Raw genomic sequence first — 24,575 nt, 5'->3', positions numbered from 1 at the left:
GGGCGGGGGCGGGGGTGGGAGCGGGGGAGAGGTTCAGGGCTGCGGGGCTGCGGGGCGCCAGGCGTCGACGACGGCGCGCAGGGCCTTCTCGAACAGCGCGTCCGCACCGGGCGGCAGGAACCCCCGCAGCTGCAGGGCGACCCAGCCGTGCACGGTCGCCCACAGCGTCACCGACGCCGCGACCGGGTCGGTGTCGGCGCGGAGCGCCCGCTGCTCGACCGCCCGCCCGACGAACTCCCGCAGCGGGCCGAGCGCGGTGCCGGTCGCGGTGCGGGCCTCGGCCGAGGCGGGCAGCACCGTCGCGCTCTCGAACATCACCGCGAACAGGTGCGGGTCGGCCAGCGCGCCCTCCCGGTACGCGGCGGCCAGCCGGACCAGGTCCTCCACGCTGTCGCCGCCGGGCCGGACGGCGGCCAGGTGCCGCCCGAGCTGCCGGAACGCGTCGTCGAACAGTGCGGTCAGCAGCCCGCGCTTGCCGCCGAACAGCGAGTAGACCGCGGTCGTCGAGGTGCCGCACTCGGCGGCCAGCGTGCGCAGGCTCAGCGCCGCCGAGCCGTGCGTGGAGAGGGTGGCGCGGGCCCGGGTGAGCAGCGTGGCGCGCAGCGCCTCGTCGTGGACGCGGGGGCGGGGCATGGCGGCCGGCTCCTTCCTCGACGGTCGTCGCGCGGGGCCGCTAGGGCCCGGTCGGGGGGTCGAGCAGGGCTGGGACCGCGGCGCGCAGCTCGGCGAGCCGGTCGGCGGCCCTGGCCCGTGCGGAGGCCAGGTCGTCGTCGGTGACCGGCTCGACGACCTGCAGGTACGCCTTCAGCTTCGGCTCCGTGCCGGACGGGCGGATCACCAGCCGCTCGCGCTCCCGGCGCAGCACCAGCACGTCCGGGGCGGGGAAGCTGCTCTCCCACCCGGACGGCGGCCCGGCCCGCAGCCGCTCGACGGCGGCGTCGCGGGCGGCCGGGGCGAGCCGCACCGAGACGCCCTCCGTGCGGTGCACACCGTGGGCGAGGGCGAGCTCGTCGAGGCGGTCGTCGATCGTGCGGCCCCGCGCGGCCAGGCCCGCGGCGAGGTCGCAGGCGAGCACGGCGGCGGCGATGCCGTCCTTGTCGCGGACGGTGTCCGGGTCGACGCAGTAGCCCAGCGCCTCCTCGTAGCCGTACACCAGGCCCGGGCCGCCGCGGACGATCCACTTGAAGCCGGTCAGCGTCTCGGCGTAGCGGGCGCCGTGCGCCTCGGCCACGCTGCGCAGCATCTCCCCGGAGACGACGGTGGTGGCCACCAGCGGGTCGGTGTACCCGCCCGCGCGCAGCAGGTGGTCGCCGAGCAGGGCGCCGGTCTCGTCGCCGGTCAGCATCCGCCAGCGCCCGGCCGCGCTCGGCACGGCCAGCGCGCAGCGGTCGGCGTCCGGGTCGAGCGCGACGGCGAGGTCGGCGCCCACCTCGGCGGCCAGGGCCAGCAGCGCGTCGGTGGCACCGGGCTCCTCCGGGTTCGGGAAGCCGACGGTCGGGAAGGCGGGGTCGGGCTCGGCCTGCTCGGCGACGACGTGCACGTCGTCGAAGCCGGCCCGGCGCAGCGCCTCGACGGCCGTCGCGCCGCCGACGCCGTGCAGCGGGGTCAGCGCCACGCGCAGCCCGCGGGCCGCACCTCGGGGGAGGCGGGCCACCCGCTGCAGGTACCGCTCGGTGACGTCGACCGTCTCGACGTCGTCGCCGATCGGGATGGCCGCCGCCCCGGGTGCCGCCGCGATGGCCGCCTCGATCTCGCGGTCCGACGGCGGGGCGAGCTGGGCGCCGTCGGCCAGGTAGACCTTGTAGCCGTTGTCGGCGGGCGGGTTGTGCGAGGCGGTGATCTGCACCCCGGCCACCGCCCCCAGCTCCCGCACGGCGAAGGCCAGCACGGGGGTGGGCAACGGCCCGGGCAGCACCCGCACCGCGAAGCCCGCTCCGGCCAGCACGCCCGCGGCCGCCTCGGCGAACTCGGCCGACCCGTGCCGGGCGTCGCGGCCGACGACGACGGTGCCGCGCTCGTCGCGCCCGGCCAGCCAGGCGGCCAGCCCCGCCGTCGCCCGCCGGACGACGGCCACGTTCATCCCCGACGGCCCGGCCCGCACCGGCCCCCGCAGCCCGGCGGTGCCGAACACCAGCGGCCCGGACATGCGCTCGGCCAGGTCGGCGGCGGCCGTCGAGCTGGCCACCGCGGCGGTGAGGAGCTCCTGCAGCTCGGTGCGGGTGGCGGGGTCGGGGTCGTCGGCGATCCAGCGCAGGGCGGCCTGGCGCGCGGACGGCGGCCGCCTCACGGCCCGACCCGCGCGATCAGCTCGCGCAGCAGCTCCCCCATCCGCCCGGCCGACGCCTTGCCCGCCGCCAGCACCTCCTCGTGGTCGAGGGGCTCGCCGGTCATGCCCGCGGCCAGGTTGGTCACCAGCGACAGCCCGAACACCTCCACACCCAGCGCCCTGGCCTCGATGGCCTCCAGCACCGTCGACATGCCCACCAGGTCGGCGCCCAGCCCGCGCAGCATCCGGATCTCGGCCGGGGTCTCGAAGTGCGGTCCGGGCAGCCCGGCGTACACGCCCTCGTTCAGCCCGGGGTCGATCTCGCGGGCCAGCGCGCGCAGCCGCGGCGAGTAGAGGTCGGTCAGGTCGGTGAACCGGGGCCCGACGAGCGGGGAGGTGGCCAGCAGGTTGAGGTGGTCGCTGATCAGCACCGGCTCGCCGACCCGCATCCCCTCCCGGATGCCGCCCGCGGCGTTGGTCAGCACGATCGTGCGGCAGCCCGCGGCGGCGGCGGTGCGCACGCCGTGCACGACGGCGTCGGTGCCGTGGCCCTCGTACAGGTGGGTGCGCCCGAGCAGCACCAGCACCCGGCGCTCGCCCACCACGACCGACCGGATGGTGCCCCCGTGCCCCTGCACCGACGGCGGGACGAAGCCGGGCAGCTCGGCCACGGCGACCTCGTGCGCCGCCGCGCCGATGAGGTCGGCCGCCGGCCGCCACCCCGAACCGAGGACGACGGCGACGTCGTGGGTCGCGGCGCCCGTCCGGTCGGCCAGCACCGCCGCGGCGGCGGCCGCGGCGTCCGGGACGGCCTGGGGTTCGGCGGCGGGGTTCGGCTCCGTGCTCATGGGCCGGAAGCCTAAGCGGTGCCGCCGATCATGCTGCGGTGGATTCACCGACGCCGCGGGGGCCTCCGGTCAGCCGGTGATGACCACGAAGCCGGAGGAGAGCCGGTCGAACAGCTCGGCGGAGCGCTCGTCCGCGGTGTCGGCGGGCACGGTCAGCGTGACGATCCAGAACTCGCCGCTCGCCGTGGGCACGATGCGCCGCCACGAGCTGCGGTCGTCGCTCTCGAACGTCAGCTCGCGGCTGCCGTCGGGGCGGTCGGTGACCGCGGAGGGCCGGGAGTCGCGCCGGGTCAGCGCCTCCTGGTCGGTGGCGACCCGCTCGACGGCCAGTTCCTCGGAGTGGTCCGGGCTGACGAAGGAGGCGGTCGGGGTGCCCGGCTCGCGGCCGGTGCCGTCGACCTCCCAGTCGCGGGGCACCTGCATGGTGAAGCCCAGCGGGTCGATGTGGGTGTTCACCGCGACGGTGGGGCTGGTCACGTTGAGGGTGGTGAACATCGACTGGCCGCCGACCATCCGGGTGACGCTCCAGCCGATGAAGGCGCCGATCAGGACGGCGACCGCGCCGGCCGCGATCAGCATCCAGGTGGTCTGGGTGCCCGAGGCCCGGCGGCGGGACGCCGAGCGCCGGGGCACCGGGTCGACGAGGTCGGTCGGGCGGGCCGACGGTGGCCGGGCCAGTGCGCCGGGCAGCGGGCCCGGGCTGGGGGCCAGCGGCGTGGGCGAGACCTTGGCCTGGGCCCCGGTGGGCGCGGGCGGCAGCAGCGCGGCCGCGGCCCCGGTGAACTCGGTGCGCCCGCCGGTGTAGGTCGGGGCCTCGGCGCGCGGCGCGGGGCGCCCGCGCATCTGGGTGCTCCCCTGCGCGTGCCCGTGCGTGGGGGCGTGGTTCGGCGCGCCGATGGCCATCGCGGCCATCGTCGGCGCGTCCGGGGAGCCGGGGTAGACCGGGTCGTCCGGGTCGTCGATCAGCGGGCGCAGCCGGGAGCGGACCTCCTCGAGGGAGATCCGGGCGTCCGGGTCCTTGACCATCAGCAGGCTGATCACGTCGGCGACGGGCCCCATGCTGCGCACGCGCGGCACGTCGCCGTCGACCACCTCGGTGATCGTGGAGACCGGGTCGCCGTGCACGTCGTAGGGCGGACGGCCCTCGACGGCGGCGAACAGCGTGGCGCCCAGGCCCCACAGGTCGGCCGCCGGTGTGACGGCCTGGCCCGCGGCCACCTCGGGCGCGATGTAGGCGGGCGAGCCCAGCACCAGCCCGACGCTGGTCATCGGGGCGTCGGCGACGTTGCGGGCGATGCCGAAGTCGGTGAGCTTGACCCGGCCGTCGTCGGCGACCAGCACGTTGCCGGGCTTGACGTCGCGGTGGGTGATGCCGGCCCGGTGCGCGGCACGCAGCCCGCCCGCGGTGGCGAACCCGACGACGGCGGCCTGGGCCGCGGTGAGCGCGCCCTGCTCGCCGATCATGGTGGCCAGGTTGCGGGACTGGACGAGTTCCAGCACCACCATCGGGTCACCGTCGACCTCGACGACGTCGAACACGGTGATGATGTTGGGATGGGAGAGCCCACCCAACGCCCGCGCCTCGCGCATGATGCGCTCGCGGGCCTCCACGGCCTCGTGCGTCGGCACGCCCGCCGGGATCTTGAGCTCCTTGATCGCCACGCGGCGCTGGAGCACGTCGTCGAACCCGGACCACACCGTGCCCATGGCGCCGCTGCCGAGCAGCCCTGCCACCCGGTAGCGGCCACCGACGAGGCGCTGCTGGCCGTCCCTCAGGCTGGACACCCCCCTATTCTCACCAGCGCCCGTTCACCGAGCGTCGCCACCCCCCATGAACGGCCCCGACCGGGTGCGGGCCGGTCGCGTTCCGACCCGCCGGACGGGGTACCCCGACCCATGGCGAACCATATGGTGCGACGAGCGGCGCGGAAGCCCGTTCGGCGCGAGTGGCCAGAACCGTTCGCCCCTGAGGGTCCGCCCGCCCGCAGCAGATCCGCAACCCCTCGCCGAGGAATCCGCCGTAGACCACTTTTTGGGTTGGTACACCGCCGAGCGGGTGAGCACCATTGGCCGATGCACGACGAAGCAGCGACGGTGCCGCCGTCGCCCACCGTCGGCGGTGGTGTCCGGTGACCCTGCTGGATGCGCACACCGACCTCGTGGAGTCCAGCGGACAGCCCGTCGCCGATCTCGGCGCCGGCAGCGGTCCGGCCTGGTTGGACGCCTGGCTGGCGGCCAACACCGGTGAGGTCGTCGCGACCCGCCGGTCCCTGCACGCCGCCCCCGAGCTGGGCCGGCAGGAGTACCGCACGACCGAGCTGGTGGCCCGTCGCCTGACGGCCGTCGGTCTCGAGCCGCGCACGCTCCCGTCGGGCACCGGCCTGGTGTGTGACATCGGCTACGGCGAGCGCTGCGTAGCCCTGCGCGCCGACCTCGACGCGCTGCCACTCGCCGAGGACACCGGCCTGCCGTACGCGTCGACCGTGGACGGCGTCATGCACGCCTGCGGGCACGACGCGCACACCGCCATCGTGCTCGGCGCCGGCCTCGCGCTGGCCTCCGCGCCGTCGCTGCCCGGCCGGGTCCGGCTGATCTTCCAGCCCGCCGAGGAGGTCCAGCCCGGCGGCGCGCTCGACATCGTCGCCGACGGCGCCATGGAGGGCGTGCAGCGGATCTTCGCGCTGCACTGCGACCCGCGGCTGGCCGTGGGCAGGGTCGGCACCCGGGTGGGGCCGATCACCTCGGCGTGCGACCTGCTGGAGGTCCGGCTCAAGTCGCCGGGCGGGCACACCGCCCGCCCGCACCTGACCGCCGACCTCGTCGAGGCGCTCGGGCTGCTGATCACCCAGCTGCCGCTGTTGCTCACCCGCCAGGTCGACCCGCGCTCGGGCACCGTGCTCGTCTGGGGCGCGGTGCAGGCGGGCGAGGCCGCGAACGCGATCCCGCAGCACGGCGTGCTGCGCGGCACGCTGCGCACCGCCGACCACGCCACCTGGGGCGAGCTCGAGGGCAAGATCCGGATGCTGGTCGAGCAGCTGCTCGCCCCCACCGGCGTCACCTACGAGCTCGACCACGTCCGCGGCGTGCCGCCGGTGGTGAACGAGGCCGTCAGCGCCGGGATCCTGGCCGACTCGGCCATCACCATCCTGGGCCCGGACGCGGCCACCAGCACCGAGCAGTCCAGCGGCGGCGAGGACTTCGCCTGGTACCTCGAGCACGTGCCGGGCGCCATGGCCCGGCTGGGCGTCTGGCCGGGGCACGGCCCGATGCGCGACATCCACCAGCCCACGTTCGACCTGGACGAGCGTGCCCTGCCGTTCGGCGTCCGCGTGCTGACCCAGGCCGCGCTGGCCGCCCTCACCACCCCGTGAACCTCGTGGGTGGGTATCACGGTCCCGACCGCGATACCCACTCACGACCGGGGAGCAGGGCGTTCGCCCCGGCCGGCTCCACGGCCAGCTCGACCAGCGCCCGCACCAGCGGGCGGGCGTCGTCCGGGCGCCAGGCCACGACCGTCGACACGCGGTCGTCGACGAGCGGGACGAACGCGACGCGCGCGTCGCTCAGCCCGCGCGACGACGCGGCCAACCGGGTGACGCCCACGCCCGCCGCCACCAGCCCCAGCAGGGTGGGCACGCCGGCCGCGCGGGCGACGACGTCGGGGACGAACCCGGCGGCCCGGTAGTCCTCGTCGTAGCTCGCGTGCCACGGCGGCCACGACTCGTTCCAGGGCCGCGAGCTGCTGGGACGGTGACTGCTGGGCAATGTGCAGCGACCGGGCGGCCGCGGTCGACGCGATGGACCGGCGGCAGCCCGGCGACCCCGCCAAGGCCGCCGCGGCGGTCCTGACGGCACTGGACAGCGACGACCCGCCGGGGCGGCCGGCGCTGGGCAACGACGCGGTGGACGCGATGCGAGCCCAGCACGAGGCGTTGGCGGCCGAGTTGGCGGCGTGGGAGGAGCTCTCCCGCTCCACGGACTTCGGCTGACGGAGGAGCCCACCGCGCACACCCAGCGTCCACCGCGCACATGTCCTGACGTGTGCGCGGTGGCCACACGGTGCGCGCGGTGCCCTGGACCCCCGCCGGGGGCTCCGCCGTGAGCGAGTGGCGCGCCCGCACGACGAGGTTGGGCGACCGCGCCACTCGCTCGGGCGGGTCGGGGTTGCGCCCGTTCCGCGATGACCACGCACACCCGGTCGCCACCGCGCGCACCTACTCGCCACCGCGCACATGTCGGGACGTGTGCGCGGTGGCCACGTGGTGCGCGCGGTGCCCAGGGACCCATCCGGCCGGACCCCTGCGGACCTCGCCCCCGCCGGTCCTCCGGAGAAGTGCCCCCCTGCCGTCGCGTCGGCACGCGCAGCGTGCATTGCCGGCACGGCCCCCGCCACACCGCGCCAACCCGACCCCGGTACCACGCTGGCGGGGGTCGGGACGGCCATGCCAACCTTCGTGGGACGACGCGACGGCAGGGGGCACTTCGGCCCCCCTGCTGGAGCCGAGGCCCGCCGGAGGCGCACTTCCCCCTCTCGCCGATGGGCTCTTCTCCTGGAGCGGACGCGCGCGGACGCCCTCGGTAGGCAGGAACGTTGCCGGGCGGCGTGCCCAGCCTCGGGCGAGCGGGCTGAGTCACTGGCGGGGTGAAGAGCGCCTCCGGCGGCGCCTCCGCGGCGAGCGCCCTCGGATCGAGCAGGGGTCCGGCCCCTGCCGTCACGTCGTCACGTCCAGCGAAGCACGTCCGCCGCGACCCCCGCACGGTTGGGAGCGTCGGCCGCCGGTTGGCGAGGTGGGGTGCGGGGGTCGCGTCGGCCGCGCTCTGCCGTGCGCGCCGAGGTGACGGCAGGGGCCTCGGGGGAGGAGTGGCGCTGCGCGCCGCCGTGCGTGGGCCCGACCTCGCCCCACCGCGCACACCGCTCGGCACCGCGCACACCCAGCCGCCACCGCGCGCACGTCGGGACGTGTGCGCGGTGGCCACACGGTGCGCGCGGTGCTGGGGCCCCCGCCGAACCGCGCCGGTTTGAGCGAGAGTGGCTTTCGTCCGGAGGGCTAGACGGACTTGCTGCTCGGGCGGGTGCGCAGGGCCGAGACGTAGTCGTCGGGGGCGCCGGCCTGTTCGGCGGCGTCGGCGATCACGCCGAGGTAGCGGGCCGATGGGAGGCCGCCCTCGTAGGCGTCGAGGACGTAGACCCAGGCCAGGGCGTCGCCGTCGAGGGTGTGCACGCGCAGCCGGAGCTTCTTGTGCAGGCCGAGCTCGCCGCCTTCCCAGCGGTCGAGCTGGGCGGCGTCGAGGTCGGAGACGTCGTAGAGCACGACGAAGACCTGGGAGTCGGGCTCCTCGACGACGGTGGAGAGGGCGCCCTCCCAGCCGTAGTCCTCCCCGCCGAAGGTCAACCGCCAGCCCATGAGCCACCCGGTGCCCGTCATCGGGGAGTGCGGAGCGCGCTCCTTCATCTGCTCGGGGTCCATGTTCGACCCGTAGGCGGCGTAGAGGGGCACCGCTACAGGGTAGTGCGACCGCCTCCGCGTACCGTGATCGGGGAAGACGGACGGCCGGAGGAGGTGGCGTCGGGTGGCGCGGATCGTGATCATGGGTGGTGGCCCGGCCGGCTACGAGGCCGCGTTGGTGGCGGCGCAGCACGGCAGCGACGTCACCGTCGTCGAGCGCGACGGCATGGGCGGGGCCTGCGTCCTGGACGACTGCGTGCCCTCCAAGACGTTCATCTCCTCGGCCGGCATCCGGGTCGACCTGCACCGGGCCCCCGAGCTGGGGCTCGTGGCCGACCGCAAGGCGGTCGCGGTCGACCTGCCGACGGTCAACCAGCGGGTCAAGTCGCTGGCGCTGGCCCAGTCGGCCGACGTGCGGGCGCGGGTGGAGCGCGAGGGCGTTCGGATCATCCGCGGTACCGCGACGTTCGGCGGCGAGTCGGTGCCGGGCGCGGTGCACACCGTGCACGCCGAGACCGCCGACGGCGGCCACGAGGCGCTGCCCGCCGACGTGGTTCTCATCGCCACGGGCGCCACCCCGCGCGTGCTCGACGACGCCCACCCCGACGGCGAGCGCATCCTCACCTGGCGCCAGCTCTACGACCTGACCGAGCTGCCCGAGCACCTGGTGGTGGTCGGGTCGGGGGTCACCGGCGCCGAGTTCGTCTCCGCGTACGTGGAGATGGGCGCCCGGGTCACGCTGGTGTCCAGCCGCGACCGGGTGCTGCCCGGCGAGGACGCCGACGCGGCCGCCGTCCTGCAGGACGTGTTCGCCGACCGCGGCGTCGAGATCCTGGCCCAGGCCCGAGCCGACTCGGTCCGCCGTGAGGGCGACGGCGTCGTCGTCACCCTGTCCGACGGCCGCACGGTCTCCGGCTCGCACGCGCTGATGACGGTCGGCTCGGTGCCCAACACCGGCGACCTCGGCCTGGACAAGATCGGCGTGGAGATCGGGCGCGGCGGGTTCATCCCGGTCGACCGGGTCTCGCGCACCGCCGTCCCCGGCGTCTACGCCGCGGGCGACTGCACCGGCGTGATGATGCTGGCCTCGGTGGCCGCCATGCAGGGCCGCATCGCGATGTGGCACGCGCTGGGCGAGGGCGTGGCGCCGATCAAGCTGAAGACGGTGGCCGCCGCGGTGTTCACCCGCCCGGAGATCGCCACCGTCGGCATCAGCCAGAAGGCGATCGACGCGGGCGAGGTGCCCGCGCGCACGATCATGCTGCCCCTCTCGACCAACCCGCGGGCCAAGATGCAGGGCCTGCGCCGCGGCTTCGTCAAGCTGTTCTGCCGCCCGGCGACCGGTGTGGTGATCGGCGGGGTGGTGGTCGCCCCGGTGGCCAGCGAGCTGATCCTGCCGATCGCGATGGCCGTGCAGAACGGGCTGAGCGTCGCCGACCTGGCCCACACGTTCTCGGTCTACCCGTCGCTGTCGGGCTCGATCACCGAGGCCGCCCGCCAGCTGATGCGCCACGGCGACCTCGACTGACCAGAACGAACCCGTTGGATCGACAAGGCCTGGTGGTCACGACGACCTCGTCCTCGACGGGGTGGTGCCGAGGTGGGCGCGGTACATGGCGGTGAACGCGCTGGGCGTCGCGTAGCCGACGGCGGTCGCCACCGCGGTCACCGGCTCCCCGGCGGCCAGTAGCTCGGTAGCCAGCAGCAGCCGCAGCCGTTGGCGCCAGCGCGAGATCGTCAGCCCCGTCTCGGCCAGGAAGAGCCGCTCCAGGGTGCGGTGCCCGGCGCCGGTGCCCTCGGCCAGCCGGCGCAGCGGCGCGGTGCCCGCGGGGTCGGCGCGCAGGGCGTCGGCGAGGGCGAGGGCCCGTCGGTCGGTGGGCAGCGGGAGGACCTCCGGCGCGGTCGGGGCGCGGACGAGCCGGTCGCCGAGCACGTCGAGCAGCCTGCGGTGCTCGGGTGAGTCGCGCAGCAGCGGGCTGTCGCGCACGGCCTGCAGGATCAGCTCGTGCAGCAGCGGCGCCACGTCGACGGCGAGCGGCCGGGCCGGCAGCCGCGGGGGCTCCGTCAGGTAGAGGGTGCGCAGCGCGACCCGGCGGTGCACGCCGATCCGGGCGCGCCAGCCGTCGGGCAACCAGAGCGCCCGGTGCGGCGGCAGCACCCGCACCTCGGCCCGACCCGGGCCGAGCGCCCCGCCCGTCTCCACCCGCACCGACCCGGCCGAGGCGTGCACCAGCTGGTGCCAGCCCGGCTCGGTGGGCAGCGCGAACGTCCCGCCGGGCATGGTCACCGAGAAGGACCGGGCCAGCAGGTCGTCATCGGTGACCTGACGCATCCGCGACAGTCTGCGCCGATCGAACGACGGTGCGCCAACCCCGTGCGGGGTCATGCTGGGCCCATGAGTTCGGTCCTGCGCCACTTCGCCCTGAACGCCACCGACGTCGACGCCGCGCGGCGCTTCTACGCCGCCACCTTCGGCTGGTCCTTCGACCCGTGGGGCCCGCCGGGCTTCTTCCACATCCGCGACGGCTCCGACGGCGGGGGCCGCATCCAGGGTGCCCTGCAGCGCCGCCGCGAGCTGCTGCCCGGCGGGCGCATGCTCGGGCTGGAGGGCACCTTCGGCGTCGACGACCTGCCCGCCGTGCTGCGGGCCGCCCGGGCGGGCGGTGGGCGGGTGCTGGCCGAGCCGGCCACCATCGCCGGCGTCGGCACCCTGGCCTGGCTCGCCGATCCCGACGGCAACGCGGTCGGCGCCATGCAGTACGACCCCGAGGCCGGCTAGCCGCCGCGACCGGGGTCGGGCTCGGGGTCATCCCCGATACCCGGGCTCCCGGTCGGGGCGACGATAAGTGCCATGACCACCTCGCTGAGCACCTCGACGGCGGTGAGCACCGGGTCGGTCCTGCTGGCCGGGACCGGTGCCCAGTTCGTCGACGACGTCGCCATCGCCGTGCTGCCCTTCGACGCCGTCCTCGCGCCGCTGAGCGGCCTGGTCGCGATCCTGCTGACCGCGGGGGCGGCCCGCTTCCTCACCCGCGACAAGCAGGGCGCCGCCATCGCCCGCACCGGCCTCGCCGTCGGTGGCGTGTCGGCCGTCGTCGGGCTGCTGGTCGGCGGGCTCGGCCTGGTCGCGCTCCTGCTGGGCATCGTCACCGTGGTGGCGGGCGTCGCGGGTGCGGTGGCCGGGCGCCGGCAGGTGGGGGCGCAGTAGCCACTGAGCGGAGGCCGCTCGCGAGGTGGGGACCCGCGAGCGGCTGACCTGGGGGGAGTCGACCCCGCCGGCATGGGGAGCCGGCGGGGTCGACGCGTTTCGTGGGGATGGACGCGATCGGGTCGCGCCACCGCGCGCACCCAGCCGCCACCGCGCGCACGTCAGAACATGCGCGCGGCGACCAGACGGTGCGCGCCGTGCCCCGCAACTCCGGAGGTGCGGCGGCTTCGTGCCATCAGGCGGGCAGGGCGTCCGCGGGCAGGGCGTCGCGCGGGATCGCGCCGGCCAGCAGCTCGCCCAGTCGGTGGCGCAGGCGGCGGTCGTCGGTGGGGGCGACGGTCGTCCACTCCACGCCGTCCTCGCCGGTGCTGCGGGTGATCAGGTAGCGGCCGCGGGCGCCGTCGAGCACGCCGAGGACGCCGCCGGCGCGGGTGGTGCCGCCCCAGCGGTCGCCGGTGAGGGCGACGAGCTGGGCGCGCTTCTCGGTGCTGCCGAGCATCCGGGCCAGCAGGCCGGCGTCGGCGGCGGCGACGCCGTGCGCGACCAGGGCCGAGCGCAGGCCGCCGACCGTGGCCAGGGGCGACGTCCCCCGGGATGGTCCGGGCGGTGGGCCGCCGGGCGCGGCGCCGAGGGCCGCGGACAGCACCGACGTCGGCAGGGTGGTGGCCCGGCCGGGCCCGGCGGGGGCGGACGGCAGCACCCGCAGCAGGGCCGAGGGCAGGGAGCCGCAGGCGCGCACGGTCAGCGAGCCGTCCTGGCGGACGGCGAGGACGCCGGCGTCGGAATCGCCCGCGGCGACGGCCCGGACGGTGCGGCCCCACCAGCCGCGCAGCTCCAGCGCGACGGACGGGCGGGCGAGCAGGTGCAGCAGCCGGGTGAGCTCGGGGTGGGCGCCGGTGGGCCCGGCCAGCCCGCGCCGGCGCAGGGCCTGCCAGCCCGCGGCCTCGATCTCGCGGCGCTCGGTGCGGGTGCGCCCTGGCGAGTCGAGCCGCAGCACGACGGGCGTGGGGCCCAGGCCCAGGCGCTCCCACAGCACGTCGAACTCGGCGGCGGTGAGCACGTGGCGCTCGTCGGACGGCTCGGCGACCCGCAGCGTGCGGGCGCTGGTCTCGGTCATCACGGCCTCCCCGGTCGTCGGCATGGCGCGGACGGTAGGTCGGCGGTGCGCCTGCCCCGGGCGGAACGGGGGAAATCGTGTGCACCCGCGAACGGGCCCGGACGCGCCGACGGCCGGTGCGGGATCCGCACCGGCCGTCGGGTCGTGCCGGGTGGCTCGGTCAGCTGATCCGGGCCAGGGCCGCCGCGCCGTGGCACCCGGCGAGCGGGCACATCGTGCGGCATTCCAGCTGTTCGTGCAGGTCCGCATCGGTGAGCGTGGCCTCGAACGGCCAGCGCCCGGTGAACCGCTGCAGGTACCAGTAGAGGAACAGGTAGTCCGGGTCGGTCGTGTCGGCGACGAACACCGGTCGGCCGTGGAGCTGGTCGACCCAACTGGCGTAGGCGTTCATCGCGACGGCGGGTGGGCGTGCGGCCCGGCGGGTGCAGAGCCAGTCCTCCGGTCGCCTCCGCCAACTCTGGAGGGAGACCGGGTGGAGCGTGGCACCGGGCAGCACGCGCAGGTTGATGCTGATCGAGTCGGTGACCGTGCCGCCGGGAAGGTGCGCGGCCGAGGTCAGGGTGAGCAGTGAGTGCGGGCCGGGGATCGGCCCGTCGGTGTGGACGTGGCTGGTAACGAGCAAATCGGTACGCATGACGGATCCTGGTCGCCGTAGTGAGGGGGGCGTGTCCGCGGCGCGGCCGAAGCCTGCGTGGCAGACGGATCCGCGGCGCGGCACTCCCGCGTGGCGGAGGAACCGGGCCCCGTGGAGTGGAAACACGGGTGCGTCACTGCTGTCCGCTGTGCACTTGTCAGTACGGTGCGGGGTCGCTGTGGAATGAACCTGGCCGCCCCAGAATACGGCGCGCGGGACCGGCCGGTGATCGTCGCGTTACCGGCTGGCGCAAACCCGCCAGCGGGCGGGTCAGTCCTTGATCTCGCAGATCACGGTGCCCTGGGTGACCGAGTTGCCGGCCGCGGCGGCCAGGCCGGTGACGGTGCCTCCCTTGTGCGCGGTGACCGGGTTCTCCATCTTCATCGCCTCCAGCACGACCACCAGGTCGCCCGCGGAGACCTGGTCGCCGTCGGACACCGCGACCTTGATGATCGTGCCCTGCATCGGGGCGGTCACCGCGTCGCCGGACGCCGCCGCGGTCTTGCCGCCGCCGCGCTTGCGCGGGGCGGCCTTGGCCGCGCCCGCGGCGGCACCGCCCCCACCGCCGAGCGCGAGGTCGCCGGGCAGGGTGACCTCCAGCCTGCGGCCGCCGACCTCGACCACGACGGACTGCCGGGGCGCGGGCTCCTCCGCCTCGGCCGCGCCCTCGAACGGGGTGACCGTGTTGTCCCACTCGGTCTCGATCCACCGGGTGTGCACGGTGAAGTCGTCGCCGGTGGCCGCCGCGAACGCCGGGTCGTCGACGACGAGCCGGTGGAACGGCAGCACGGTGGCCATGCCCTCGACCTGGAACTCGGCCAGCGCGCGCCGGGAGCGCTCCAGCGCCTGGGCCCGGTCGGAGCCGGTGACGATCAGCTTGGCCAGCAGCGAGTCGAACTGGCCGCCGACGACCGAGCCGGCCTCCACACCCGCGTCCACCCGCACGCCGGGCCCGGCCGGGAACGAGATCGCGCTGACGGCGCCCGGGGCGGGCAGGAAGCCGCGCCCGGCGTCCTCGCCGTTGATCCGGAACTCGATGGAGTGCCCCCGCGGCTCGGGGTCCTCCAGGAGGTTGAGCACCTCGCCCTCGGCGATCCGGAACTGCTCGCGGACCAGGTCGAGCCCGCTGGTCTCCTCCGAGACCGGGTGCTCGACCTGCAGCCGGGTGTTGACCTCCAGGAACGAGATCAGCCCGTCCTGGCCGACCAGGAACTCGACGGTGCCGGCGCCGTGGTAGCCGGCCTCCTTGCAGATGGCCTTGGCGGCCTCGTGGATGGTGGAGCGCTGCTCGTCGGTCAGGAACGGCGCGGGCGCCTCCTCGACCAGCTTCTGGAACCGCCGCTGCAGCGAGCAGTCGCGGGTGCCGACGACGATGACGTTGCCGTGCGTGTCGGCGAGGACCTGGGCCTCGACGTGGCGCGGCTTGTCGAGGTAGCGCTCGACGAAGCACTCGCCGCGGCCGAACGCCGCGGTGGCCTCGCGGACCGCCGAGTCGAACAGCTCGGCGACCTCCTTCATCTCGCGGGCCACCTTCATCCCGCGCCCGCCGCCGCCGAACGCGGCCTTGATGGCCACCGGCAGCCCGTGCTCCTCGGCGAACGCCACGACCTCGTCGGCCCCGCCGACCGGTTCGGACGTGCCGGGCACGAGCGGGGCGCCCGCGCGCGTGGCGATGTGCCGGGCGGTGACCTTGTCGCCGAGGTCGCGGATGGCCTGCGGGGTGGGGCCGATCCAGGTGAGCCCGGCGTCGATGACGGCCTGGGCGAAGTCGGCGTTCTCGGACAGGAAGCCGTAGCCGGGGTGCACGCCGTCGGCCCCGGCCTGCTTCGCGGCGCCGATCAGCTTGTCGATGTCGAGGTAGGACTCGGCCGCGGTGCTGCCGCCGAGCGCGAACGCCTCGTCGGCCAGCCGCACGAACGGGGCGTCGCGGTCGGGGTCGGCGTACACGGCGACGCTCGCCATGGCGGCGTCCCGGCAGGCCCGGATGACGCGGACGGCGATCTCCCCGCGGTTCGCGACGAGAACCTTGGTCAGGCGCGGCACGATCGGCCTCCCTCGTGGCTCCGGGCGGCGCCTCCGCGCGCCGCCGGGTGGTTACCGCGGAGTTTAGGCATGTTCGGCGCCTGCGCCGGGTCCGACCGTGGGGGGTGTCACTGCCGGGGCGAGCGCATCCGCGCCCGGTGCCCGATCAGCGTCGGCGGCGCAGCCCGGAGATCGTCCGGCGCAGCGGGGCCAGCGCCCGGGGGCGCGGGGCGGATCGGCCGTCGTAGCGCAGCTCGGCCTCCCTGGCCGCCAGCTCGACGGCGGCCGCGCCCGGGAGCTCGGCGCGTCGGCGCAGGTTGCGGGCCAGGTCCCAGCCGTCGCGCAGGCCGCCCGCGGGCTCGGTGCCCGCCCGGTCGGCGGCGAACGCGGGCACCCAGTCCGGGCCGAGGGCCGCGGCCAGCACCGGCCAGGCCTTCGCGGCCTCGCCCGCCCGCTTGCGCAGCAGCGCCCGGCGCGCCGCCTCGACGCGGACGGCGTCGAAACCGGCCGGCAGCGGTCCGCCGGCGACGAGCGCGGCCACCAGCTCCGCCTGCCGGGCGGCCAACCCGGCGCTCATGCGGCCCGCACGGCGCCGGCGATGGCGGCCAGCTCGGCGGTCAGCTCCGCGGCGGGCGGGAAGGCTCCGTCGCGCTCCAGCATCACCGGGGCGGCGCGGTCCAGCCGGTCGAGCAACCCGACGACCTCGCGCGGGACCGGCGCGGTGTGCGAGTCGTGGTAGAAGCCGTCGTGCTCGACGCCCCCGGCGACGTGCGCGTAGGCGACGCGGTCGAGCGGGAACCGGGCCAGCACGGCGTCCGGGTCCTGGCCGCGGTTGACGGCGTTGGCGAAGACGTTGGCCACGTCGAGCAGCAGCAGGGCGCCGGTGCGCTCGAGCAGCTCGGTCAGGAAGTCGCCCTCGGCGTAGCTGTCCTCCGGCCAGTCGAACAGGGTGGCGATCGGCTCCAGGGCCAGCGGCACGTCCAGCTCGGCCTGCGTGCGCCGCACGTTGCCGACCAGGACGTCGAGCGCCTCCGCGGTGCGCGGCACCGGCAGCAGGTGCCCGGCCTCCCGCCCGCCGGCCCGCACGAACGCCACGTGCTCGCTGACCAGCGGTGCGTCCAGCGCGCGGGCGCACGCGGCCAGGTGGGCGACGCGCCGCGGGTCGACCGGGTCGGTGCCGCCGAGCGAGAGCCGCACCCCGTGCGGCACGACGGGCACGCCCCGCTCCCGCAGTTCCACCACCCCTCGAGGTGGAACTGCGGGAGCCAGGGCCTCTGCGATCACTTCGCAGAAGGCCAGGTCGGGCACCGCGCTGACGACCGCGGCGATCTCCGGCCGCCAGCCGATCCCGACCCCGGCCGGGAGCCCGATCGGCTCAGCCACCGCAGCCGCCCCCACCGCCGCAGCCGCCACCGCCCCCGCCGCCGTCGCTCCCGCCGTCGCCCCCACCGCTGCCGCTGCTCCCGCCGTCGCCGGACGCCTGGCGCTGCAGGGCCAGCTCGTCGGCGAACACGGGGTCGGACGCCCACAGCGCGCTCATGCCCCAGATCCCGATGCCCAGCGCCGCGCCCTCCGGGCCGTAGACGGTCCAGTCGGGGCGGTTGGTCGGGGACAGCCCGTGCTGCTCGGTGCGCAACCGGGCCAGCAGCCGGTCGCCCGCGCGCGCCCGGCGCGGCGCCCGCGCCAGCAGGAAGACCGCGATCGCGGTGACCACGCCCATCATCGCCGTGACGAACCCGACGGGCTGCGCGTTCGACACGCCGGCCAGCACCCGCAGCAGCCCGAGGACCGCGACCGCCACCATCCACAGCCCGACCCGGCGGATGCGGCCGCGCTGCTCGTCCGACAGCAGCAGACCGGCCTTGACCAGCCGCTGCTTGGACGCGTCCAGCACCGTGCACACCGAGTGGTGGGTGATGAGCCGGTTGCGGTGCACCCCGTTCGAGGCGGCCCGGTGGATCGACCGCTCGAGGTCGTCGCCGCCGGGGTCGAGCCGCCCCGCGGCCCGCACCGTCCCCCGCTCGGAGGTGATCGTGCCGCGCAGGTTCATCGCGCTGAGCGCGGAGTAGACCGCCAGCGGCGGACCGCCGTTGAGGAAGGCCAGGTCGTGCGGGTGGCGCCGGGTGTCGGGTTCACCGACCGCCCCGCGCGGGTCGGTCAGCGCGCGCCGCGCGCCGCGGCACGCCAGCAGGACGGCGACCGCCAGGACGGCGTAGGTCATGAGGAACGAGCCGCTGCTGATCCCCCAGGTGTCGGCTGCGTCGATCATCCGTGAACACCCCCCGGCGCTCTGTGTGGTGAGGCACAGTCTCGCGCCGGAGCATGACCTGGACCACGTTCTTCACCAGGACTTGAGGTTGCCGGTCCGGCCCCGTCGGGCAGTGGCGATCTCCCGAGGGGGCCGGTGGCGGTGGGTCACGCGGCGGTGGCCGAGCGCACCTGCTTCTTGATCCGGGCCAGCATCGCCGCCATCCCGCGCAGCCGCAGCGGGCTCACCGCCTGCGCCAGGCCCAGCGCCGTGTAGAAGTCGTCGGGCACGGCGAGCACGTCGGCGGCGGGCTCACCGTCCAGCCCGGTGACCATGATCCCGGCGAACCCCCTGGTGGTGGGGGCCTCCGGGGGCGCGGAGAAGAACAGGTGGACGCGGTGGTCGGCGTCGTCGTCGACCTCGACGGCCAGGAACAGCGGCGACTGGCACTCGTGGACCTGCTCCATCGTCGCGGCCGCGTCCCGGTAGCGCTCCGGCAGGTCGGGCAGCTCCTGGGAGAGCTCCAGCAGCAGTTGCAGCCGGTCCTTGGGGCCGACGTCGGCGAAGTCGTCGACCAGCTCCGCGAGTGCGGGGGGCAGATCGCTCATGAGGTTCCGCGCTCCGGTCCCTGCACGATCGGCACGCGCACCGAGTTGCCCCACTCGGTCCAGCTGCCGTCGTAGTTGCGGACCTTCTCGAAGCCCAGCAGGTGGGTCAGCACGAACCAGGTGTGGCTGGAGCGCTCGCCGATCCGGCAGTAGGCGACGACGTCGTCGGACGCCGACAGGCCCTGCTCCTGCTCGTAGATCGCCGACAGCTCGGCGCGCGGCTTGAAGGTGGCGTCCTCGGCGGCCGCCCGCGCCCACGGCACGCTCGCCGCGCCCGGGATGTGGCCGCCGCGCACGGCGCCCTCCTGCGGGTAATCGGGCATGTGCAGCAGCTCGCCGGAGTACTCGCCGGGCGAGCGCACGTCGACCAGCGGCTTGCCCAGGTGGGCCAGCACGTCCTCCTTGAAGGCGCGCAGCGTGCGGTCGTCGCGCTCGACGACCGGGTACTCGGCGACCTCCGGCTTGGGCTGCTCGGTGGTCATCTCGCGGCCCTCGGCGACCCACTTGGCCCGGCCGCCGTCGAGGATGCGCACGTCGGCGTGGCCGAACAGGGCGAACACCCACAGCGCGTAGGTGGCCCACCAGTTGTTGCGGTCGCCGTAGAAGACGACCGTGCTGTCGCGGGAGATGCCGCGCTCGGCGCAGATCTGCGCGAACCGCTCGCCGTCGACGTAGTCGCGGGTGACGGGGTCGTTCAGCTCGGTGTGCCAGTCGAGCTTGACCGCGCCCGGGATGTGGCCCGTGTCGTAGAGCAGGACGTCCTCGTCGGACTCGACGACGACCAGCCCGCGGGTCCCCAGGTTCTGCGCCAGCCACCCGGTGGTGACCAGACGCTCGGGGTGGGCGTACTCGGCCAGCTTGGCATCGGTGTCAGCGGGAAGCGCCATACCGCCAAGTTAGTCCCTCTTCCAGAGGTCCGTGACCCGCACGCCGACCGCGGCCAGCAACTTGCGGGTGAGCGGCAGGCTGATCCCGATGACGTTGGACGGGTCGCCGTCGATGCCCTCGACGAACCACCCGCCCAGCCCGTCGAGGGTGAACGCCCCGGCGACCACCAGCGGCTCGCCCGTCCCGACGTAGGCCGCCAGCTCGGCGGGGTCGGGCTCGGCGAACCGCACCCCGGTGACCGCGTGCCCCTCGGCGGCCCGGTCGATGTCGCCGTCCGCGGTGCGCAGCACGGCGTGCCCGGTGACCAGCTCGCCGCGCCCGCCAGCCATGGCCCGCCACCGCTGCGCCGCCCGCTCGGCGGTGCCCGGCTTGCCGACCAGCTCGCCGTCGATGTGCAGCATCGAGTCGCAGCCGATGACGACGGCCTCCGGCACGGTGCCGGCGATGCGCCGCGCGATCGTGGTCGCCTTGGCCGAGGCCAGCATCGTGACCTTGGTGGCGGGGGAGGCGTCGGGCATGCCGTCCAGCAGCGCGTCCTCGTCGAGGTCGGCGATCTCGACCGCCGGGTCGATGCCGGCGGCGCGCAGCACGGACAGCCGGGCGGGGGAGGCGGAGGCGAGCACGACCTTCACGGGCGGACCCTAGACGACGGCGTGGTCGACGGCGGGTGCGGTCAGGTCGTCGCGGCGATGCGGTTCAGGGCGTGCTCGACGAGCCGGACGAGGGTGTCCAGGCCGGAGTCCTGGTCGCGGGCGTCCATGTGCAGGACGGGGGTGTCCGGGGGGAGGGCCAGGGCCTCGCGCACCGCGTCGGGGCTGAACCCGGTGGTCAGCGGGAAGCCGTTGATCGCCACGACGAACGGCAGCCTGCGGTTCTCGAAGTAGTCCACGGCGGCGAAGCAGTCGTCGATGCGGCGCAGGTCGACCAGCACGACGGCGCCGACGGCGCCGCGGGCCAGCTCGTCCCACATGAACCAGAACCGGTCCTGGCCCGGGGTGCCGAACAGGTAGAGGATCAGCGACTCGTCGACGGTGATCCGGCCGAAGTCCATGGCGACCGTGGTGGTGGTCTTGTCCGGGACGGCGTCGTTGTCGTCGACACCCAGCGAGGCGGAGGTCAGCGGCTCCTCGGTGAGCAGCGGCGGGATCTCCGAGAGCGCGCGGACGAGGGTGGTCTTGCCGACGCCGAAGCCGCCGGCCACGACGACCTTCAGCGGCACCGGGCCGCGGTCAGCGCGCACGGCGCACCTCCCGCGACGGGCAGGTCAGCGGGAGCGGTCGCCCGCGGCCGCCCGGGTCTGCGGGGCGAGTGCGTGTCCGACGCGGGCCGCGAGCAGGGTCATCTCGTAGCCGACGCTGCCCATGTCGCAGTTGCGCTCGGCGTGCACCGCGAGGCTCGCGCCCTGGGTGATCGCGGTGACGAAGAGGTAACCGCGGTCCATCTCCAGGATGGTCTGGCTCACCGGTCCGGCGTCGAGCAGCGCCGCCGTCCCGCGGGCCAGGCTGACCAGCCCGGACGAGGCCGCCGCCAGCTGGTCGGACAGCTCCGGGTCGAGGTCGGGGGACGTGGCCAGCTTCAGCCCGTCGGCCGAGACCAGCATCGCGTCGCGCACCCCGGCGGTCGCCCGGCTGAAGTCGGTGAGCAGCCAGCTCAGGTCGTCGGCCATCAGCGCTCGCCGCCCGTCGCGTCGTCGGCCGGGGCGTCGCCGGACGGAGCGGCGTCGTCGCGGGCCGGGTCGGGATCGTCGCGGTCCATCGCACGATTCTCACCCGTGGCCGTTCCGTCGCTCACCGCGCCCACCGGTGCGGCCGCGGTGCCCGCCGCCGGCCGCGCGGGAGCGTCGGCCGTCGGCCCAGGTCGGGACGCGTGCTCCGGTGCTGTTGATGGGTCGTCTCCTGCCGCGTCGAGGGGGACGTCGTCGAACCGGTGGGTCGGCTGCGGCCGATCGGTGCCGGGTTCCGGGACTGTCTCGCCCGAACGGGCCGGTGCGTAACGTTCGGCGGCAGGATTCGTCGCGATCGGGCGATATGGTAGCGCCGAACGGTCGTCGGTGGCGGGTCCGTGGTGGTCGTGAACGGCGGTCCGGGCCGCCTCCCGGCTGGCCTGGTAGCGCGACAGCGCGGAGGCGGCGGCGCGGGTGTGGCCGTGCGGCGCGGGCGTGATCGGGTCCGGGGCCTGCGGTGCGGCGCGCAGCTCGGGGACCAGGTTGGTCTGCGGGACCCGCCTGCGCAGCTCGGCGCCCGGGTCGAACAGGGCAGGACCCGACGGCGGGTCCGCACGGTGTGCGCGGTCGCGAGCGGAGTCGGGCGGGTCGACCCAGGTGATCGGGCCGGTGGACGGCGTGGGCCGGGCCGGGCCGGGGGGTGCGGCCACGGGCGGGCGGGGTCGCGGCGACGGCCCGCGGCCGGTGTCGCGGCCGACGACCGGCCACGGTCCCGTGGTGGCGGGGGCGGTGGCCGCGACGGGGGAGGGCGAGTCGCCCCGGGACGCGGTGTCGCCGCGCGACTCCCACCAGCCCTCCCAGCTGCCCGTCGACCCGAACGGCGCGGGCAGCGGCTCCGACTCGGGCGTCCGCCGGTCGGACGACCGGCGCGACCCGGCCGCGACCGGGGCCCGACCGGCGGGCGCCCCGGCCGGCCGCGGGTGGGTCGGCTGGCCGGCCTCGCCCACCCGGTCCGCGGACGGACCGGGCTGCTCGGGGTCGGGGGAGGTGCGCGGGCGCTGGGGCTCGGTCCGGCCGGTGGCCGGCGGCGTGCCGTGCGCCGGGGTGCTGGTCTCCGCGGGGCGCCGGGTGGCCGGCACCTCGGACGGCGGCTCCACCGCGGGCACCTCACCGGTCCGGTCGGATGCGGGCGCGCCTCGGGAGGACGTCTCCGCCGGTGACGGGTGCGGCGGCGCGGCGGCGGCGGACGGGCGGGTGGTCGGGATGCGGGCGGTCGCGGTCTCCGCGGCCGCGGGGCGCGCGGTCGACGGGTCGGTGGTCGGGATGCGGGTCGTCGGCGGCGACTGCGGTGCCGCATCGGCGACCCGGGCCTGCGCGGCGCTCGGGACGCCGGTGGCCGGCGTGGCCGGTGGGCGGGCCGCCGGGACGCGGGCTGTGGCGCCGGTGGCCGGGAGGCGCGGGTCCGAGGCGTCGCCGCGCTCGCGCGGCGACGTGGACGGGCCCTCCCCCTCCGGAGAGGTGGGCCGCCCGACCGCCGGCAGCCGGGGGTCGGAGGCCGACATCGGGATGCGGGGATCGGTCGGTCGGACGGCGGCCGCGGAGTGGACGACGGGCAGCGCGACCCGCGCCGTGAGGGCCTCGGCCGGGCCGCCGGCCTGTGCGGACGCGGCCCGCGCGGTGACCGGCGCCTCGCTGACCTGCGTCGGCGCCGTCGCGGGCGGAGCGGGCGCGGTGCCGCGTACGGCGTCCGGGGCCGCCGCGGCCGCGGTGACGGGGAGGCGGGTCGTGCCGGCCCCGTCGGCCGTGTCCGCGGGCGGCGGCTCGTCGGCGGCCGGGGTCGCGCCCGCCTCGAACAGGCCGTCGGGCAGGACGATCGAGCAGACCGTGCCGCTCTCGGCGCCCGCGCTCAGCCGGACCTCGATCCGGTGCCGCGCCGCGAGCCTGGCCACCACGTGCAGGCCCAGCCGCTGGCTGACCGACAGGTCGAGCTCCGGCGGGGCGGTGAGCAGCTCGTTGGCCTCGGCGAGCGCCTCCTCCGGCATGCCCACGCCCCAGTCCTCCACGGTGACCACGCGGCCGAGGCCGCCGTGGTCGGGCCGCGAGCGGACGGTGACGACGCTGTCGGGAGGGGAGAACCGGACCGCGTTCTCGATCACCTCGGCCAGCAGGTGGGTGAGGTCGGCGACGGTGCGACCGGCGACCGTGCGCTGCTCGTCGACGACGAACAGGACGCGGTCGAGGTCCTCGGTCTCGGCGATCGCGGCGCGCACCACCTCGCGCAGCGACGTCGGCCCGGCGCCGGTGCGGGGCGCCTGCTCGCCGGCCAGGACCAGCAGGTTGCCGGCGTTGCGGCGGACCCGGACGGCCAGGTGGTCGAGCCGGAGGAGCTCGGCGAGGAGGTCCGGGTCGCGTTCGGCCTCCCGCAGCCGCCCCAGGATCTCCAGTTGCCGGTAGACCATGCCCTGCGAGCGGCGGGCCAGGTTGACCAGCAGCTCCGAGACGAACCGCCGCTTGCCCAGCTCGGCCTCGGTCAGCTCGGCGCCGACCTCGTCGCGCTCGCAGCGGTAGCGCTCGGCGATGCCCCACAGCAGCGCGGACACCAGCGCCAGACCCAGCACGCAGCCGCCGAACAGGACGGCGGGCAGCCACGCGCCGGGGTCCTGCGGGTCGGCGGTGGTGGGCAGCCCGGGGCGGGGCGCGAGGACCTGCCCGGCCACGGCGAGCACCGCAGCGGACAGCAGCGGGGCCCACGACTGGTACAGCGCGACCAGCCCGATCACGACGAACACGTGGAACCGGGCGGCGCCCAGCCCGGTCAGCCCGATCAGCGCGGCCGAGGAGCACACGAGCCCGACGGCGACGGCGACGGCCGCGACGGCGGACCGCTCGGGCGCGAGGACCCCGGCGCCCAGGCACACCGCGGGCGCGACGACGGCCAGCAGGACGGCGGTCGGCGGGTGGCCGAGCCCGATGCCGAGCCCGGCGAGCCCGGCCACGTGCGCGGCGAGGACCCACAGCAGCAGCCGGTGGACCGGCCGCCAGTCGGCGGTATCCAGGACGTGGCCGCTCGGGCGGCGGTCGCGCAGCGCCTTCCACATGGGTCTTCGCACCGATCTCCCCGGTGATCATGGGGTCAGCCATTCGGGGAATGACGCTGAGTGTGATCACGCGGAGTAACTTCAAGCCAGCGGGGAGTGAGGAGAGTACTGCGTCGGCGCGTCACCGTGTCCATACCCTCAGCGACGTTGCCCCGGATCGGCCTACGGCCGCCGCGCCGTACCTCGCCGCCCTCGTCCCACCTGGTTGGGCGAAAGTGACTCTCGTCCAACGTGGTTCGGGAAAGCCACTCTCGCTCCGCCGAGGCGGCGCGCCAGCGCCGCGAGGCGAGCCCAGGCGAAGCGGCGCGCAGCGCCACTCCCCTCCCGAGGCCCCTGCTTGATCCGAGGTCGCCCGCCGCGCAGGTGCCGCCGGAGGCGCTCGTCACCCCGCCTTTGCCCACGGGTAGTCATGAGGCTGGGCGCGTCGCCCGGTGGCGTTCCTGCTTGCTGAGGGCGTCCGCGCGGCGTCCGCTCCGGGAGAAGAGCGCCTCGGAGGAGGGTGAAGAGCGCCTCCGGCGGGCCTCAGCT

General features: G+C 76.0%; 24 protein-coding genes. 5 read left to right on the top strand and 19 right to left on the bottom strand.

What is annotated here, in order from left to right:
• Nucleotides 1-33 precede the first annotated feature (33 nt).
• The 4 genes from KDL28_RS07090 to KDL28_RS07075 form a co-directional block, all read right to left on the bottom strand.
• On the bottom strand, nucleotides 34-633 hold the full coding sequence (locus KDL28_RS07090; protein ID WP_252436462.1) for a TetR/AcrR family transcriptional regulator: 600 nt from the start codon (nucleotides 631-633) through the stop codon (nucleotides 34-36).
• A gap of 40 nt (nucleotides 634-673) precedes the next feature.
• Nucleotides 674-2,287 carry a phospho-sugar mutase gene (locus tag KDL28_RS07085; protein WP_252436461.1) on the bottom strand — a complete coding sequence of 538 codons (1,614 nt, stop codon included), beginning with the start codon at nucleotides 2,285-2,287 and terminating at the stop codon, nucleotides 674-676.
• Nucleotides 2,284-3,114: a purine-nucleoside phosphorylase gene (locus tag KDL28_RS07080; RefSeq protein WP_252436459.1), complete on the bottom strand. Its 831-nt coding sequence runs from the start codon at nucleotides 3,112-3,114 to the stop codon at nucleotides 2,284-2,286. Before KDL28_RS07080 ends, KDL28_RS07085 begins: the two co-directional genes overlap by 4 nt.
• A gap of 69 nt (nucleotides 3,115-3,183) precedes the next feature.
• Nucleotides 3,184-4,899, bottom strand: a complete 1,716-nt coding sequence (locus tag KDL28_RS07075; RefSeq protein ID WP_252436458.1) for a serine/threonine-protein kinase — start codon at nucleotides 4,897-4,899, stop codon at nucleotides 3,184-3,186.
• 344 nt (nucleotides 4,900-5,243) lie between these two features.
• On the opposite strand from KDL28_RS07075, the gene KDL28_RS07070 reads away from it, so the two are divergent.
• On the top strand, nucleotides 5,244-6,485 hold the full coding sequence (locus KDL28_RS07070) for an amidohydrolase (protein ID WP_252436456.1): 1,242 nt from the start codon (nucleotides 5,244-5,246) through the stop codon (nucleotides 6,483-6,485).
• A 16-nt stretch (nucleotides 6,486-6,501) separates the two neighbouring features.
• Here the strand turns inward: KDL28_RS07070 and KDL28_RS07065 are convergent, their stop codons facing one another.
• Entirely contained in the window at nucleotides 6,502-6,879 is a 378-nt protein-coding gene (locus KDL28_RS07065) for a LysR substrate-binding domain-containing protein (RefSeq protein WP_252436455.1), read from the bottom strand.
• Between KDL28_RS07065 and KDL28_RS07060 the strand changes: the two genes are divergently transcribed.
• Nucleotides 6,879-7,103: a Rossmann-fold NAD(P)-binding domain-containing protein gene (locus tag KDL28_RS07060; RefSeq protein WP_252436453.1), complete on the top strand. Its 225-nt coding sequence runs from the start codon at nucleotides 6,879-6,881 to the stop codon at nucleotides 7,101-7,103. The two genes, KDL28_RS07065 and KDL28_RS07060, sit on opposite strands and share 1 nt — an antisense overlap.
• Before the next feature lie 1,059 nt (nucleotides 7,104-8,162).
• On the opposite strand, the gene KDL28_RS07055 is transcribed toward KDL28_RS07060, so the two are convergent.
• Nucleotides 8,163-8,612, bottom strand: a complete 450-nt coding sequence (locus KDL28_RS07055) for a gamma-glutamylcyclotransferase family protein (protein WP_252436452.1) — start codon at nucleotides 8,610-8,612, stop codon at nucleotides 8,163-8,165.
• A 73-nt stretch (nucleotides 8,613-8,685) separates the two neighbouring features.
• Here KDL28_RS07055 and KDL28_RS07050 point away from each other — a divergent pair, with 73 nt between their 5' ends.
• Nucleotides 8,686-10,089: an NAD(P)H-quinone dehydrogenase gene (locus KDL28_RS07050; protein ID WP_252436451.1), complete on the top strand. Its 1,404-nt coding sequence runs from the start codon at nucleotides 8,686-8,688 to the stop codon at nucleotides 10,087-10,089.
• Nucleotides 10,090-10,125: 36 nt separating this feature from the next.
• Here the strand turns inward: KDL28_RS07050 and KDL28_RS07045 are convergent, their stop codons facing one another.
• Nucleotides 10,126-10,893 (bottom strand): AraC family transcriptional regulator, encoded by a 768-nt coding sequence (locus KDL28_RS07045; protein WP_252436449.1) that lies wholly within the window; start codon nucleotides 10,891-10,893, stop codon nucleotides 10,126-10,128.
• 63 nt (nucleotides 10,894-10,956) lie between these two features.
• On the opposite strand from KDL28_RS07045, the gene KDL28_RS07040 reads away from it, so the two are divergent.
• Nucleotides 10,957-11,340: a VOC family protein gene (locus KDL28_RS07040; protein WP_252436447.1), complete on the top strand. Its 384-nt coding sequence runs from the start codon at nucleotides 10,957-10,959 to the stop codon at nucleotides 11,338-11,340.
• A 72-nt stretch (nucleotides 11,341-11,412) separates the two neighbouring features.
• The gene (locus KDL28_RS07035) at nucleotides 11,413-11,769 is read left to right on the top strand and encodes a hypothetical protein (RefSeq protein ID WP_252436446.1); all 357 of its coding nucleotides are present in this window, start codon (nucleotides 11,413-11,415) and stop codon (nucleotides 11,767-11,769) included.
• 235 nt (nucleotides 11,770-12,004) lie between these two features.
• On the opposite strand, the gene KDL28_RS07030 is transcribed toward KDL28_RS07035, so the two are convergent.
• From KDL28_RS07030 to KDL28_RS06975, 12 genes are all read right to left on the bottom strand, one after another.
• Nucleotides 12,005-12,910, bottom strand: coding sequence for an ESX secretion-associated protein EspG (locus tag KDL28_RS07030; protein WP_252436444.1), 906 nt, complete (start codon nucleotides 12,908-12,910; stop codon nucleotides 12,005-12,007).
• A gap of 136 nt (nucleotides 12,911-13,046) precedes the next feature.
• The gene (locus KDL28_RS07025; RefSeq protein WP_252436442.1) at nucleotides 13,047-13,520 is read right to left on the bottom strand and encodes a hypothetical protein; all 474 of its coding nucleotides are present in this window, start codon (nucleotides 13,518-13,520) and stop codon (nucleotides 13,047-13,049) included.
• A gap of 270 nt (nucleotides 13,521-13,790) precedes the next feature.
• Complete coding sequence (locus KDL28_RS07020) at nucleotides 13,791-15,563, bottom strand: acetyl/propionyl/methylcrotonyl-CoA carboxylase subunit alpha (protein WP_252436441.1); 1,773 nt, start codon at nucleotides 15,561-15,563, stop codon at nucleotides 13,791-13,793.
• Nucleotides 15,564-15,708: 145 nt separating this feature from the next.
• Complete coding sequence (locus tag KDL28_RS07015; RefSeq protein WP_252436439.1) at nucleotides 15,709-16,119, bottom strand: SCO6045 C-terminal-like domain-containing protein; 411 nt, start codon at nucleotides 16,117-16,119, stop codon at nucleotides 15,709-15,711.
• Nucleotides 16,116-16,925, bottom strand: coding sequence for an MbnB/TglH/ChrH family RiPP precursor modification enzyme (locus KDL28_RS07010; protein ID WP_252436437.1), 810 nt, complete (start codon nucleotides 16,923-16,925; stop codon nucleotides 16,116-16,118). Before KDL28_RS07010 ends, KDL28_RS07015 begins: the two co-directional genes overlap by 4 nt.
• On the bottom strand, nucleotides 16,918-17,811 hold the full coding sequence (locus tag KDL28_RS07005) for a TIGR04222 domain-containing membrane protein (RefSeq protein WP_252436435.1): 894 nt from the start codon (nucleotides 17,809-17,811) through the stop codon (nucleotides 16,918-16,920). The genes KDL28_RS07010 and KDL28_RS07005 overlap by 8 nt, the downstream gene beginning before the upstream one ends.
• A gap of 146 nt (nucleotides 17,812-17,957) precedes the next feature.
• The gene (locus KDL28_RS07000; protein WP_252436434.1) at nucleotides 17,958-18,398 is read right to left on the bottom strand and encodes a SufE family protein; all 441 of its coding nucleotides are present in this window, start codon (nucleotides 18,396-18,398) and stop codon (nucleotides 17,958-17,960) included.
• Complete coding sequence (locus KDL28_RS06995) at nucleotides 18,395-19,285, bottom strand: sulfurtransferase (RefSeq protein ID WP_252436432.1); 891 nt, start codon at nucleotides 19,283-19,285, stop codon at nucleotides 18,395-18,397. Before KDL28_RS06995 ends, KDL28_RS07000 begins: the two co-directional genes overlap by 4 nt.
• Before the next feature lie 9 nt (nucleotides 19,286-19,294).
• Complete coding sequence (locus tag KDL28_RS06990) at nucleotides 19,295-19,918, bottom strand: Maf family protein (RefSeq protein WP_252436430.1); 624 nt, start codon at nucleotides 19,916-19,918, stop codon at nucleotides 19,295-19,297.
• A gap of 41 nt (nucleotides 19,919-19,959) precedes the next feature.
• A complete protein-coding gene (locus KDL28_RS06985) occupies nucleotides 19,960-20,526 on the bottom strand; it encodes a GTP-binding protein (RefSeq protein ID WP_252436428.1) in 567 nt (188 codons plus the stop codon).
• A 24-nt stretch (nucleotides 20,527-20,550) separates the two neighbouring features.
• Nucleotides 20,551-20,952, bottom strand: a complete 402-nt coding sequence (locus KDL28_RS06980; protein WP_252436427.1) for a roadblock/LC7 domain-containing protein — start codon at nucleotides 20,950-20,952, stop codon at nucleotides 20,551-20,553.
• A complete protein-coding gene (locus KDL28_RS06975) occupies nucleotides 20,952-24,059 on the bottom strand; it encodes an ATP-binding protein (protein WP_252436426.1) in 3,108 nt (1,035 codons plus the stop codon). The genes KDL28_RS06980 and KDL28_RS06975 overlap by 1 nt, the downstream gene beginning before the upstream one ends.
• Between the last annotated feature and the right edge of the window lie 516 nt (nucleotides 24,060-24,575).

It is taken from the genome of Pseudonocardia humida (assembly GCF_023898865.1).
In the GTDB taxonomy this organism is placed as follows: domain Bacteria; phylum Actinomycetota; class Actinomycetes; order Mycobacteriales; family Pseudonocardiaceae; genus Pseudonocardia; species Pseudonocardia humida.
This window is presented reverse-complemented; position numbering and strand designations above follow the sequence as displayed.

Bases quoted from the DNA above. Each gene is read 5' to 3' on its own strand.
- KDL28_RS07005 (WP_252436435.1), bottom strand. From the start codon at position 17,811: ATGATCGACGCAGCCGACACCTGGGGGATCAGCAGCGGCTCGTTCCTC.
- KDL28_RS07030 (WP_252436444.1), bottom strand. From the start codon at position 12,910: ATGCCGACGACCGGGGAGGCCGTGATGACCGAGACCAGCGCCCGCACG.
- KDL28_RS07060 (WP_252436453.1), top strand. From the start codon at position 6,879: ATGTGCAGCGACCGGGCGGCCGCGGTCGACGCGATGGACCGGCGGCAG.
- KDL28_RS07040 (WP_252436447.1), top strand. From the start codon at position 10,957: ATGAGTTCGGTCCTGCGCCACTTCGCCCTGAACGCCACCGACGTCGAC.
- KDL28_RS07015 (WP_252436439.1), bottom strand. From the start codon at position 16,119: ATGAGCGCCGGGTTGGCCGCCCGGCAGGCGGAGCTGGTGGCCGCGCTC.
- KDL28_RS07000 (WP_252436434.1), bottom strand. From the start codon at position 18,398: ATGAGCGATCTGCCCCCCGCACTCGCGGAGCTGGTCGACGACTTCGCC.
- KDL28_RS07045 (WP_252436449.1), bottom strand. From the start codon at position 10,893: ATGCGTCAGGTCACCGATGACGACCTGCTGGCCCGGTCCTTCTCGGTG.
- KDL28_RS06980 (WP_252436427.1), bottom strand. From the start codon at position 20,952: ATGGCCGACGACCTGAGCTGGCTGCTCACCGACTTCAGCCGGGCGACC.
- KDL28_RS07035 (WP_252436446.1), top strand. From the start codon at position 11,413: ATGACCACCTCGCTGAGCACCTCGACGGCGGTGAGCACCGGGTCGGTC.
- KDL28_RS07090 (WP_252436462.1), bottom strand. From the start codon at position 633: ATGCCCCGCCCCCGCGTCCACGACGAGGCGCTGCGCGCCACGCTGCTC.
- KDL28_RS07025 (WP_252436442.1), bottom strand. From the start codon at position 13,520: ATGCGTACCGATTTGCTCGTTACCAGCCACGTCCACACCGACGGGCCG.
- KDL28_RS07080 (WP_252436459.1), bottom strand. From the start codon at position 3,114: ATGAGCACGGAGCCGAACCCCGCCGCCGAACCCCAGGCCGTCCCGGAC.
- KDL28_RS06995 (WP_252436432.1), bottom strand. From the start codon at position 19,285: ATGGCGCTTCCCGCTGACACCGATGCCAAGCTGGCCGAGTACGCCCAC.